This is a genomic window from Streptomyces tsukubensis (assembly GCF_003932715.1).
GTDB lineage: Bacteria > Actinomycetota > Actinomycetes > Streptomycetales > Streptomycetaceae > Streptomyces > Streptomyces tsukubensis.
In genome coordinates this window covers 5,142,497-5,155,555 of sequence record NZ_CP020700.1, presented here as the reverse complement: position 1 = coordinate 5,155,555, position 13,059 = coordinate 5,142,497, and the positions used below count along the sequence as shown (strand labels likewise).

Here is a 13,059-nt window from a genome sequence, read left to right as displayed (position 1 = left end):
CGTCGTGGACCTCAAGACCCTGAAGAGTCTGAAGCCCGCCGAGTACGAGGGCGCCGCCGATGGATACCGCGCCCTCGCCGATATGGCGCAGTCGGCGAAGGACCAGGTCGAGGCGGGTGTGATCGGCGGGATGCGGAAGGCGGGCCTCAAGGGCGAAGCCCTGGACGCCGCACTCGGCGAGTTACGGGAGCTGGCCAAGAACTTCCAGTACACCCAGGTCGAATGCGGTCTCATCAGTACCGCGCTCAACGGTTTCGCCTTCGATATCGCCGCGGCGAAGCGGAAACTGGAGTCGGCGCTGCTGGAGGCCGAGTCCCGGAAGTTCACGGTGAACGACGACGGTACGGTCACGTACCCGGCGGGCCCGGACAAGGTCGACGGCGAGATCCCCGGCGGGGGCACCGCCCGGGGGTACGGGGACGACAGCCCGCAGGCCCGGGACGTCGGACGGCAGGCCGCCTACCAGTATCCGAACCCGCACACGGGGCCCGCCTACGACATCGCGGTACGGATCACCAATGCGCTGTCGGAGGCCACCGCCGCCGACGGGAAGTGGGCCCCGAAGCTCCGTGCCCTGAAGGCGGACGACGACCTCACGGTCTCCGCCCGGGACTGGACGGACACCACGGCCGACACCAGCGGTGTCCGGGAAGCCGCCGGTACCTATCTGAGGACGATCGAAGGTCCGCCGAAGGACGCCTCGCCCGCCGAGAACGCCGCGTGGTGGAAAGGCCTCTCCGACGAGGAACGCGACGCCTATATCTCCATGAACCCGGCGAGCGTCGGCGTACTGGACGGCCTCCCGGCCACCGTCCGTGACGAGGCGAACCGTACGGTCCTCGCCCAGAAGCACGGGGAGTACCAGCTCGCGCTGAACGCGATCCCGCCCGCACCGGAGAACAAGTACACCTGGATCAACACCGCCCGGGGTCCGGTGAAGGTGTACTCGGACGAGTACATGGAGTGGACCCGGAAGTACGAGGGCGAGGAGAAACGGCTGACCCAGGGGCTGAAGGGCATGGAGCGGATCGAGCAGCGCTTCGACGACACGGGGACGGAAGGGCTGCCGGAGGCGTATCTGCTGGGCTTCAGCACCGAGGGCGACGGCAGGGCGATCATCGCCAACGGGAACCCCGATACGGCCGATCACACGGCGGTGTTCGTGCCCGGGACGGGGGCGAGCCTGGAGAAGGTGGGGGGTGACATCAGCCGGATGACGACCTTGTGGGAGACGGCGGACAAAGTCGCGGGCGGTGAGTCGGTCGCCACCATCACTTGGATTGGCTATGACGCGCCCGACAACGCCGTCAAGGACGCCCCTTTCAGTCACTACGCCAATGACGGGGCACCGGCTCTGAACCGGTTCCTCGACGGACTCGACACCTCCAGGACCGCCGAAGGACCGGGTCATACGACGGTCATCGGCCATTCGTACGGCTCGACCCTGATCGGCTCCGCGGCCCGGCAGGGCGACCTCAACGCCGATGACCTGATCTTCGCCGGCAGCCCCGGGGTGCAGGTGGGCTCCGCCGAGGAGCTGGACGTAGCGAAGGGCCGGGTCTGGAACCAGGAGGCGCCCGGGGACCCCGTGCCGGACATCGGCCGCTATGGACACGGCGGCGGCCAGCTGATCGGCCATCAGGTAATTACGGGGATCATCCCCAGCGACTCCTTGTTCGGAGCGAACCAGATGACCACGGACACCAGGGAGCACAGCAACTACTGGGTGGACGGCAAGGAGACGCTTCGCAACCAGGCCTTCGTCGTCGTCGGGAAACACGGGAACGTGAAGCTTGAAGACTAGGAAACCTGCCGCGGCGCTCTCGCTGGGGCTGGCACTCACTCTGATCACGGGATGCGGTATGGGCGACTCCGGGCAGTCAGACAACCCTCTTCCCTCCTCCGGCGTCAGCAGTCTCGACGACGCCAGGACGGAGACGGAGCTGGTCTCCAGCGAGCTCTTCGGCCTGATCAAGGTCAAGGGGAAAGCGGATGAAGGCGGCGCCAGGATCAGCGAATGCGGTGACGGGAAGGACCCGGAGAAGTACTACCAGACGTTCCAGCCGTCGACCTTCTATCCGGAATCACCCGATCAGCTGGCGGGAGTGATGGAACAGCTCAAGGCCGAACTGCCCGCCCATGGTTGGAGAATCGTCGAGTACGAGTACGACACCAGCCGGAACAAGAACCTCAATCTGACCGCCGACCACGACGAGCGGAGGTTCAGCGTCAACATCATCCATCTGGCGAAGGACGAACAACCGAGCCTCTCCCTGCATGTGGTCTCCGGCTGCTACGAGGTGCCCGAGGGCGAGCGCGTCGACGGGTACTGAGCGGCGCCGGAAACACGCCGGCCCCGGCGCCTGGTCGGTAGGCGTCGGGGCCGGGGGCGGCGGACCGGTGAGGGCACTCCACAGGTCAGGGCGGTGTGGTCGGCAGGACCGCCGCGTACGGGGACGGGCGCGTTCGTGCGCGCCCGGCCCCGGTTCATGGGGGCATGGGGTCAGCCCAGGCGGGCCACCAAGGCGCGGTACTCGGCCCACAGCTCCTGCGGCGTGTGGTCACCGAAGGTGTTGAGGTGCTCGGGGACCAGAGCCGCCTCCTCGCGCCAGACCTCGGGGTCGACGGTCAGCAGGAAGTCGAGGTCCTCCTGGGACAGCTCCAGCCCGTCGGTGTCCAGGGACTCGGCCGTGGGCAGCACACCGATCGGGGTCTTCACACCGTCGGCCCGTCCGTCGAGGCGCTCGACGATCCACTTCAGTACGCGGCTGTTCTCACCGAAGCCCGGCCAGACGAACTTGCCCTGGTCGTTCTTGCGGAACCAGTTGACGTAGTAGATCTTCGGCAGCTTCGCCTGGTCCGCGTTCTGGCCGACCTTGATCCAGTGGGCCATGTAGTCGCCCATGTTGTAGCCGCAGAACGGCAGCATGGCGAAGGGGTCGCGGCGCAGCTCACCGACCTTGCCCTCGGCGGCGGCGGTCTTCTCGGAGGCGACGTTCGCGCCGAGGAAGACACCGTGCTGCCAGCTGAAGGACTCGGTGACCAGCGGAACGGCTGAGGCGCGGCGGCCGCCGAAGAGGATCGCGGAGATCGGGACGCCCTTGGGGTCCTCCCATTCGGGCGCGACGGTCGGGCACTGGGACGCCGGGACGGTGAAGCGGGCGTTAGGGTGGGCGGCCGGGGTCTCGGTGGCGGGCGTCCAGTCGTTGCCCTTCCAGTCCGTCAGCCGGGCCGGGGTCTCCTCCGTCATACCCTCCCACCAGATGTCGTTGTCGTCGGTGAGGGCGACATTGGTGAAGACGGCGTTGCCCCAGAGGGTCTTCATGGCGTTGGCGTTGGTGTGCTCGCCGGTGCCGGGCGCGACGCCGAAGAAACCGGCCTCGGGGTTGATCGCGTACAGCCTGCCGTCCTCGCCGAACCGCATCCAGGCGATGTCGTCGCCGATGGTCTCCACGGTCCAGCCGGGGATCGTGGGCTCCAGCATGGCGAGGTTGGTCTTGCCGCAGGCGGAGGGGAAGGCGGCGGCCACATACTTGGGGGACTCGGCGGACTCGGCGGACTCGGCGTCGCCCTGCGGCGGGGTGAGCTTGAGGATCAGCATGTGCTCGGCGAGCCAGCCCTCGTCACGGGCCATGACGGAGGCGATCCGCAGGGCGTAGCACTTCTTGCCGAGCAGGGCGTTGCCGCCGTAGCCGGAGCCGTAGGACCAGATCTCGCGGGTCTCCGGGAAGTGCGAGATGTACTTGGTGGAGCTGCACGGCCACGGAACGTCGGCCTCGCCCTCCGCGAGCGGGGCGCCGAGGGTGTGGACGGCCTTGACGAAGAAGCCGTCGGAGCCCAGCTCGTCGAGGACGGGCTGCCCCATCCGGGTCATGGTGCGCATGGAGACCGCGACATAGGCGGAGTCGGTGATCTCGACGCCGACGGCGGAGAGCGGGGAGCCGAGCGGGCCCATGCAGAAGGGGACCACGTACATGGTGCGGCCGCGCATGGCGCCGCGGAAGATGCCGTTCTCGCCGGCGAAGATCTCCTTCATCTCCGCCGGGGCCTTCCAGTGGTTGGTCGGCCCGGCGTCCTCCTCCTTCTCGGAGCAGATGAAGGTGCGGTCCTCGACGCGGGCGACGTCGGTGGGGTCCGAAGCCGCGTAGTACGAGTTCGGGCGCTTGACCGGGTCCAGTTTGGTGAAGGTGCCCTTGGCGACGAGCTCCTCGCACAGGCGCTCGTACTCCGCCTCGGAACCGTCGCACCAGACGATCCGGTCGGGCTGGGTGATCGACGCGATCTCGTCGACCCAGGCAACCAGTGCCTTGTGGGTGGTGGGGGGAGGGGGGAGGGTGCCGAGGGCCCCGGGGCTGTGGGGGGCGTTCCCGGAGAGCACAGCGTCGCGCGCCACGATCGCTCCTAGTCGAGGGTTTTTTGAACTGTCTGCCCCGTGGGGGCTGCGACCCGGACGCAGCAATGCGCTCATCCGGTGCCGACCGCACTCATCTGATCATCCGTGGCTGGTGCCCATATGTCCAGAGGGCACCTCACGTGAGCATCGCCACGTGTCGCGGACACCACGGGGGACAGGCGGACGCGCCGGTTGCCCCGCGGGCTGGCTACCATCCCCTTATGACGCCTGCAGCGCCCGACGCCCTCCCCGCGACCACGGCGACCTCGATACCGTCTCCTCCGGCGAAGCCGAAGCTGCGCGGCTGGCTGCACGCCGGAATGTTCCCCGCAGTGCTGGTCGCCGGACTGGTACTGACCGCTTTCGCCGGTTCCCCCCGGGCCCGGGCCGCCTGTGCCGTCTACGTCCTGACCGCCTGTCTGCTCTTCGGGGTCAGCGCGCTGTACCACCGGGGCAACTGGGGGCCGCGCGGCGAGGCCGTGCTGCGGCGCCTGGACCACGCCAACATCTTTCTGATCATTGCGGGCACCTATACCCCGCTGACGATGCTGTTGCTCCCCGATTCCACCGCCCGGCCCCTCCTCTGGGCGGTCTGGGCCGCCGCGGTGGCCGGGATCGCCTTCCGGGTGTTCTGGGTGGGAGCGCCGCGCTGGCTCTACACGCCCTGCTACATCGCAATGGGCTGGGCCGCGGTCTTCTTCCTGCCGGACTTCCTGCGCACGGGCGGCATCGCCGTCCTCGTCTGCGTGATCGCGGGCGGACTGCTCTACAGCGTGGGCGGGGTGGTGTACGGCATCAAGCGGCCCAACCCCTCACCGCGGTGGTTCGGCTTCCACGAGGTCTTCCACTCGTTCACGCTGGCCGCGTTCGTCGTCCACTACGTGGGCATCTCCCTCGTGGCCTACCAGGCGTAGCCCCTGCCCCGGGGTTGCGTCTTCACTACGCCCCCAGAAGACCACGACGGCCGTGGCGCTCCTGCGCCACGGCCGTCCGGCTGCTACTTCCTGCGGTCCCCCTTTCCGCAGGCCACGCCGTCCTTGTTGCGGTCAAGACCCAGCGGGTCGGAGCGGCCGTTGACCTTCAGCCGGCCGAAGTCGCGGGCCTCCAGCCAGTCGCAGCGGGCCGCGGCCGTGGCCGCGACGGTCGCCGGGAACTTCACCGGGACACAGACGCCCGGTGTGCCGTAGGCCGGTTCACAGCCCGCCACCTTGGGGCTCACCGGCGCCGACGACCGCTTCTTCAGCGGCGGCTTCGCGGGCTTCTCCAGCGCGTCCGCAAACTCGTTGACCTTGGCCGAAGGCGCCGGAGGGGCCCCGTGCCCGTGCCCGCCCGAGGACTTCGCGGCCGCCGCGGCGCCCGGCTGCCCCGGCGCGGGCCCGAGGTGGACCCACTTCGCCACCGACGGGATCCCATTGGCGTCCACCGCGAACAGCATGTACCAGCCGGGCGGCGCCAGATTGGGGTTGCTGGTCACATTGAGGTCGATCCGGTTGCCGCCGTGGACGGTCAGCGGCAGATCGACGAACCGCTGGTTGGGGTCCGATGAGTGGGTGACCGCCGCGGGCCGGATCAGCTCCGCCTTGACGATCGGCCGGTTCACCGTGATCCGCTGGGTGTCGCCGTAGTGCCAGCGGTCGTCGGGTACGGAGGTGATCTCCGGCCGGGGCCCCTTGAGCAGATACGGCGGCGTGTAGACGGACACGTTGTGGTTCCAGCTGTTGTTGCCCGGGTTGTCGCCCACCGACATCACCCGCCCGTCGGGCAGCAGGAACGACGACGAGTGGTAGCCGCGCGGAATCGGGTCCCGGGCCATGTTCGCCTGGTACGTATTGGTCACCGGGTCGAACATGGACGCCTCGAACACCGGATCGGCCCGGTCGTGCAGCGCGCCCCCGGTCTCGAAGACCTTGCCGTCCGGCAGCAGCACCGCGGAGACGTACATCTTGCCCTCGGCGCCCCGCTGCGGGCGGCGGCCCTGCCCCTGGTCGACCTCGCCCTGCGGCAGCAGCGGCCCCGGCCGGTAGCGGGGGCTGGGCTCCTTGAGGTCGATGATGTCGGTGAGCCGGTTGGCGACCGGATTGCGCTCGTTGTTCCCGCCGCCGATGGTCAGCACCCGCTGGTCCTGCGCGGGCGGCAGCAGGACGCTCGCCGACTGGTCGCGCTCGTCCTTGTTCTGGAGCCCCGGTACGTCGGTGATGGTGTTGCGGTCGTAGTCGTAGATCGACGCACCCGTACCGGGGGTCCCGTTGCCGAAGACATGGCTGCCGGAGTAGAAGAGCCGGCCGTCCTGCATCAGGATCATCGACGGATACAGGCCCCAGTACGACCAGGTCTGGTTGACCTGGCTGATCGGCAGCCAGCGGTTCTGCGCGGCCGAGAACTTCTCCGCCGTCACATTGCCCGTGGAGTCCTCCTTCAGCCCGCCGAAGGAGATCACGTCACCGTTGCCGAGGATGGTCGCCGACGGATACCAGTGCCCGTCGTGCATATCGTTGGTACGGATGTACCGCTCGGTGTCCGGGTCGAAGATGTAGCTGTCCTTCAGCCCCTGGTAGCCGAGCCGGCCGTCGGCCGTCGGATAGCCCTTGTTCCCGCTCATGACCAGGACCTTGCCGTCGGCCAGCTGGACATGACCGGCGCAGAAGAGGTCGGCGGGCGTCGGGACCTGCCGCCATGAGCCGTTGACCGGGTCGTAGACGGCGGAGGTGAACGTTCCGGCGGCGAAGAGCATCGGATCGTTCCCGGAGCCGGCGATCACCAGCACCTTGCCGTTCTTCAGCACCACCGAGTGCATGGAGCGGATCGGGTTCTTGGTCGGCAGGACGTCCCAGCGGCCCTTGACGCACTCCTCCGGGGTGCCGGTGCAGCCCGGCTCCGGCACCGGGACCTCGACCTCTTCCATCACATAGTCGTCGGTGGTGACCGAGCCGACCCCGTACACCGAGACGCCCCAGGCGATCCGGTCCGTACCCGGCGGCACCTCGGGGGTGCGCACCTCGGCCCGGGCGTAGGCGGACGGATTGACCGGCAGGGTCAGTACGTCCGTCCAGTACTGCCAGCCGGTGGCCGCGTCGTGCCGGAAGAGCGTCACGGCCGTGTCCGGCGTCGTGCTCTTGTACCAGAAGGACAGATCGTACTGACGGCTCGGCGCGACGACCGGGGCGCAGAGCGAACTCTCGGTCACCAGCGCCTTCCGGTCGCCTTCGACCCTGCGGGTCAGTGACACCTTCATCGCGGCGGACCCGGTGCGGGCGTCGGCCACGGTCTCGAAGGCGAAGTCGTTGTTCCCCCAGCCCGACTTCTTCCAGCACTCCGGCATTCCGTCGTCGCCCGGTCCCCCGGGGACCTCGAAGCCGGGGTTGCGGATCAGATTGGGCCCGGCGGTCGCGGGCGTGGGCGAGGTGACGAGAAGCGTTGCGCTCATCGCCGCGACGGCCAGCAGCGCGACGGATCTGCGGCGGCGTATCGCTGACGGCATGGCGGTCCTCCTTCCCTGTTTGCTGTTCTCCGCGCGGGCACCTAGGTGCCCGCGCGCTGGCGGTGTCCCCGAGGCGGCTCGTGGACAAAACGGCGGCCGGGGGTCAGTCCGGTCGCCGTGTCTGTGGGAGGCGTTGAGTCAGACGTGATCGGCGCTGCCGGGCCGGGACGCCCCGGGTCTGCCGGAACCGTGGGATCCGCGCGGGCCCCGGGGCAGATAGACCAGGGCCTCGGTGGCGGCGAACCGCAGGACGAAGGTGAGCAGCAGGGCCAGTGCGGTCGCGGGCAGGACGGGCATTCCGGCCCCCGCCACCAGCAGGGCGATCAGCGGGATGCGCAGCAGCAGATCGGCGTTGGCGAGCAGGGCGAACCGGCCCATCCGGTCCGCCCAGTGGCGGTGGCCGCGGCGGTCGCGGAAGAGCAGCACTTCGATGAGGAGGAAGTTCCAGGCCACCCCGAACTGGTTGGCCGCCACCTCGGCGGGCAGATAGTGCATCCCACCTTGGGTCAGCAGATACAGTGCCAGCAGATTGGGGACGAACCCGGTCAGTCCGATCAGTCCGAAGGCGATCATCCGGGCCAGGGGGGCGGCGGTGCGCAGGCCGACGAGATGCCGGAGGAAGCGCAGGCCCTCGGCGGGCGTGGACTTGGACTCCCCCGCGAACCGCTCCCGGAAGACGAACGGGACCTCGGCGACCGCCCTGGGCCGCAGCCGTACCGCCAGCTCCAGCAGGATCTTGTAGCCCAGCGGGCGCAGCTCCCCCGCGGCGACGGCGTCCGTCACGGCGCTGCGGCGGATCGCGAAGAACCCGCTCATCGGGTCGCTGATACCGCGCAGCCCGCGGGGGAACAGCGCCTTGGTCAGCCAGGTGGCGGTACGGGAGACCGCGATGCGGTAGCCGCCGGCCAGGCCCTCCCGGCTGCCGCCGCGCAGATAGCGGCTGGCGACGACGAGATCGGCGCCCGCGGCCTCCCCGGCGGCGATCAGTTCGGGGACGAGGGCGGGCGGGTGCTGGAGGTCGGCGTCCATGACGACGATCCACTCCGATCCCGCGGCCCGCAGCCCCTCGACGACCGCGCCGCCGAGTCCGCCGTCGGGGCTTTCGCGGTGGATGACGGTGACCGGGAAGGGGCAGTCCTGGGCGGCGCTGCGGATCACCTCGGGCGTGGTGTCGGTGGAGTCGTCGACGAAGACGACTTCGCAGGGCAGCCGGCCGGGCACCGACTCGGTGAGCCGGTGCAGCAGTTCACGGACGTTGGCGGACTCGTTGAAGGTGGGGACGACCACGGTGACAGCGCCGGGTTCGGCGATGTCGGCGGCACCGATCCCGGGCTCGGTGTCCTCTCCGGCGCCGGTGCCGGTTCCGGTGGTGCTCATCGGCCCCCTCCGGCACGGGGTTCGTCAACCGCCGCCGTACCGCCGTTGACGCGGCGGATCTCGATCCGGTCGTCGCCGGTGCCGAACACCTCGACGACGGTGGAGTTCGCGAGGGCGGCTGCGGTGGTCGGCAGGGTGGGCGCGTCACGGCGGACGGTCACCGACGAGACGATGTAGTCGATGTCCCTCCAGCCGCGCGGGATGGTCTTCATCACGGCCGGGTCGAGGTCCGCCTTGTAGAACCAGAACACGCCGGTGCCGGGGGTGTAGCCGTCGTGGACCAGGTCCAGCCAGAGGGCGTCGTCGACCAGGACGCGGGTGTTCGCCGGATCGTCGATCTCGGTCTCGAACCAGGCGGCGGCGGCGCGGTAGTGGCGGTTGGCGTCCTCGGTGAGGGCGTCCCGGTTGCCCTCGACCCAGGACGGGACGACGGTGCCGACCGCCAGCCCGGTGAGCACGGCGACCACCAGATGGCGCGGGCCCAGCCGCTTGCGGAACCGGCCGGCCGGTACGGCGGCCGGTTCACCGCTGTCGCTGTCGGGATCGTCCGTACGGCGGCGGTGCAGCACCATGTGGACGATGCTGGCGGCGGCGCCCGCGAGCACCAGCGCCAGGAAGGGCAGTGCCTGGATGACGTACATCGCGGGCAGATAGCCGTCCGGGCGGAACGCCATCAGGGTCAGGATCGCGACGGCCAGCGCCGGTCCCCCGATCGCCCGCGCGGTGACCGACCAGCGGAAGACCAGCAGTAAAAGAACGGCCGCGGCGACCCCGGCGAGCGGCAGGATCGGATCGTAGTAGAGCCACGCCTGGAACGTCTTGTGGGAGCCGGAGCCCGCGTCCAGGATAAAACCGGAACCGGGCCTGCTCAGCTGGTATTCGATACCGGCGAACAGGGACACATGGTCCGGGCTCGCGAACAGCTCGTTGTTCAGCAGGGCGTAGAGCGGGTACGAGAGGCCGATCAGCGCGCAGGACGTGATCGCGCCCGTGACCACGAACTTCCGGGTCTCGCGGTGGCTGTGGGTCCAGAGCGTGATCAGCAGCGCGGGCAGGACCAGCAGCATCGTTTCCTTGGACAGTACGGCGACGGCGCCCGCGAGTCCGGCGGCGAACTGGTGCCACAGATGGCGGCTCGGGGAGGCGGCGAGGCAGAACGCCAGCAGCATCCACATCACCGCGATGTTGTCGAGGAACAGCTCGCGCTGAAAGTAGACGGAGAGCGGCGAGAGCCCGAAGGCGGCCATCGCGAGGGCGGCGGCCCAGCGGGGCAGGAAGAGCCTGCGGGCCAGTACGTAGACGAGGACCGAGCTGATCGCGCTGATCAGCAGCATGGCCGGGCGCATCGTCGCGACGTTCATCGACTCGGGCCAGATCTGCGCGGGCAGATAGGTGAGCGCCGCGATCTGCATCCAGCCGAGCGGGGGATGGTCGTACCAGTACGTGTAGTGGGCGAGGCCCTCGCCCTGCTGAACGGCCCACGCCTGGGAGAGGTACGTGCCCTCGTCGTCGCTGAGGGCGGGGAAGCCGGTGATGTTCCAGCCCTGGACCAGCACGATGACGGCGAGCAGGCCGAAGCAGACGATCAGGTCGGGGCGGGAGGAGCGGAATCTGACGACCGGGCGGGGCTCGGTGCGGCGCCGGGCCGCCACGGATTTGGCGGCGGCGCGGGCGAGAGCGGTACGGGCGGCGGCGGGGGCGGGATCCGGGGTGCCGGGGGCCGGGAGCGGGGCCTCCGGGACGGGCGTACCCGGCTCGGATGTCCCGGAGCGGGCGGGCGCATCGACGGCGGATGCAGAGCCGCCGGTGGGGGCGGATTCGGCACCGGCGGCCGGAGCCCGGTCGGACGCCCGGTCCGGAGCGGACTTCTTCCGTGTGGTGTCCTCCGGAGCGGTCTCGTCCGGGGAGGGCAGGGTCGTGGTCACCGGTGGGCGTCCTCTCGGATGTCGGCACGGTCGGCGGCGGTGGAGAGGACGGCGGCCCGGTCGCCGGATATCCGGCCGTCGGACGGCCGGTCATCAGCGGTCGGGCCGTCGGAGGTCCGGCCGTCCTGGAGGTGGGCGCCGATATGGCTGGTCAGCTCCCACTCGTTCCGTCCGCGCTGCTCGCGCCAGACCGCCCGCAGCGCCGCACCGGCGAGCAGGATCTGGTAGAAGGGGCCGCCCACGATGAGCTTGAGGTAGTGGACGAAGCGCACCCGGAGCCCGTACTGCTTGCCGAAGTCGTGCAGTCCGACCAGCTCGAAGATGAAGGTCACCACGGCCGTGATCGCCGGGAGGAAGGTCACCATGGCCGCGCCGACGGGGACGTCGAAGAAGAGCGCGATGCCGACGTTGAGCGGGATGATCACCCCGGAGAACGCCTGGAGGAACGGGGTCATCAGGGTGTAGCGGGCGAGCATCCTGCGGCCCCGGCCGGGCAGTTGCTTCCAGTCCTTCTTCCGGTAGACCTGGAGGAAGCCCTGGTTCCAGCGGGTGCGCTGCTTGAGCAGGCTCATCAGCGTGTCGGGGGTCTCCTCGCGGGTGACCATGTCGCTGTCGTACGCGACGACGACCTTCTTGCCGACGGAGGAGAGCCGTACCCCCAGATCGCAGTCCTCGGCGAGGCATTCGGGATCCCAGCCGTCCGCCTCGCGCAGGACCTCGGTCCGGACGAAGACGGTGTTGCCGCCGAGCGGGATGAAGCCCTTCTCGGCGTGGAGGTGGAGCCGGCTGCGGAACCAGAAGAAGTACTCCAGGCAGTTGCGCAGGCTGTACCAGCTGGAGTGGAAGTTGATCAGCTGGACGCCGCCCTGGACGACATCGGCGCCGGTGGTCGTGAAGGCGTGGTCGACATGTGCGAGCAGCTCGGGGTGGACCTGGTCCTCGGCGTCGAAGACACCGACGACATCGCCGCGGCAGTGCGGCAGGGCGGTGTTGAGCGCCTTCGGCTTGTTCTTCTTCTCATGGGTGTCGGTGATCACCCGGACCCGGAGCGGATCGCGGGCCGCGGCGCGTTCGGCGACCGCCGCGGTCTCCGGGTCGTCGTGCCCGACGATCACGATGATCTCGTAGTTGGTGTGACTGGACTCCAGCAGCCGCTGGATGGTGTGCTCCAGCACCGCCTGCTCGTGGCGGGCGGGCAGCAGCAGCGAGAACGCCAGTCCGGAGTCTCCGTCGGGCCGGTCGAAGCTGGTGGCGGCCAGCGTCTCGGGGGTACGCCAGGCGTGCATCTGCCACCAGAGCGTGAAGACCGCCATCCCGAACAGGGCCAGGGATATGGCCACGACGAACACCGATAACAGCACGAAGTCCCCCCTTGGAACATGGAACCCCCAGCGCACGCGGCGTACAGGACCCCCCTGCCGGCGGAATGCGCTACGGGTCCCGGGCAGAGCGACACGCTCCCCTGCGTGCTCTCCCGGCTACTCATAGTTGTTGATGAGTGGACCCTAGTGGTGGAATGTGAAAGTCCGGTGCCGATTTGATCACACTCGTGAACTACCGGAACCTGGCGCATTCTCGACCGCGTTGCAACCACTCCTGGTCAAGAGTGGTGCAGGGGCGGCCGTCTGTCATGGTTTAGCAAAATTCTGTCTCGTTTCCATCCGGGACGGGACAGGAGCCTTGACATCGCAGGTGAAACGGGTTGACCAGTGGGGCTGTTGTGACGGATGAGATCCGTTGTCACCCTGCCGTTACCGGCGGTACGAATGAATATGGACAGGGACACAACAAGAACGCCCCGGCCGTGTCGCGCTGGTGCAACACGGCCGGGGCGTTCACAACAGCCACCGGTCCTCCACGAGCCGGATCCGACGCCGGACCCGGTC

General features: G+C 69.2%; 8 protein-coding genes. 3 read left to right on the top strand and 5 right to left on the bottom strand.

Annotated features, from left to right (window positions below; genetic code table 11):
* Window positions 1–4: 4 nt before the first annotated feature.
* Window positions 5–1,804: an alpha/beta hydrolase gene (locus B7R87_RS21300; RefSeq protein WP_006346996.1), complete on the top strand. Its 1,800-nt coding sequence runs from the start codon at window positions 5–7 to the stop codon at window positions 1,802–1,804.
* Window positions 1,794–2,333, top strand: coding sequence for a hypothetical protein (locus B7R87_RS21295; protein ID WP_040914630.1), 540 nt, complete (start codon window positions 1,794–1,796; stop codon window positions 2,331–2,333). The genes B7R87_RS21300 and B7R87_RS21295 overlap by 11 nt, the downstream gene beginning before the upstream one ends.
* 170 nt (window positions 2,334–2,503) lie before the next feature.
* Here B7R87_RS21295 and B7R87_RS21290 read toward each other — a convergent pair whose 3' ends face one another.
* Entirely contained in the window at window positions 2,504–4,378 is a 1,875-nt protein-coding gene (locus tag B7R87_RS21290) for a phosphoenolpyruvate carboxykinase (GTP) (RefSeq protein WP_006346998.1), read from the bottom strand.
* A 236-nt stretch (window positions 4,379–4,614) separates the two neighbouring features.
* Here B7R87_RS21290 and trhA point away from each other — a divergent pair, with 236 nt between their 5' ends.
* A complete protein-coding gene (trhA, locus tag B7R87_RS21285) occupies window positions 4,615–5,307 on the top strand; it encodes a PAQR family membrane homeostasis protein TrhA (protein WP_040914632.1) in 693 nt (230 codons plus the stop codon).
* A gap of 83 nt (window positions 5,308–5,390) precedes the next feature.
* Here trhA and B7R87_RS21280 read toward each other — a convergent pair whose 3' ends face one another.
* The 4 genes from B7R87_RS21280 to B7R87_RS21265 form a co-directional block, all read right to left on the bottom strand.
* Complete coding sequence (locus B7R87_RS21280) at window positions 5,391–7,871, bottom strand: galactose oxidase-like domain-containing protein (protein WP_006347000.1); 2,481 nt, start codon at window positions 7,869–7,871, stop codon at window positions 5,391–5,393.
* Between the two features lie 138 nt (window positions 7,872–8,009).
* Window positions 8,010–9,248 (bottom strand): glycosyltransferase, encoded by a 1,239-nt coding sequence (locus B7R87_RS21275; protein ID WP_006347001.1) that lies wholly within the window; start codon window positions 9,246–9,248, stop codon window positions 8,010–8,012.
* A complete protein-coding gene (locus B7R87_RS21270) occupies window positions 9,245–11,173 on the bottom strand; it encodes an ArnT family glycosyltransferase (RefSeq protein ID WP_006347002.1) in 1,929 nt (642 codons plus the stop codon). Before B7R87_RS21270 ends, B7R87_RS21275 begins: the two co-directional genes overlap by 4 nt.
* Window positions 11,170–12,534, bottom strand: coding sequence for a glycosyltransferase (locus B7R87_RS21265; RefSeq protein ID WP_040914635.1), 1,365 nt, complete (start codon window positions 12,532–12,534; stop codon window positions 11,170–11,172). Before B7R87_RS21265 ends, B7R87_RS21270 begins: the two co-directional genes overlap by 4 nt.
* Window positions 12,535–13,059: the final 525 nt, after the last annotated feature.

Coding starts and splice junctions, on each gene's coding strand:
- B7R87_RS21275 (WP_006347001.1), bottom strand. CDS start 9,248: ATGAGCACCACCGGAACCGGCACCGGCGCCGGAGAGGACACCGAGCCC.
- trhA (WP_040914632.1), top strand. CDS start 4,615: ATGACGCCTGCAGCGCCCGACGCCCTCCCCGCGACCACGGCGACCTCG.
- B7R87_RS21280 (WP_006347000.1), bottom strand. CDS start 7,871: ATGCCGTCAGCGATACGCCGCCGCAGATCCGTCGCGCTGCTGGCCGTC.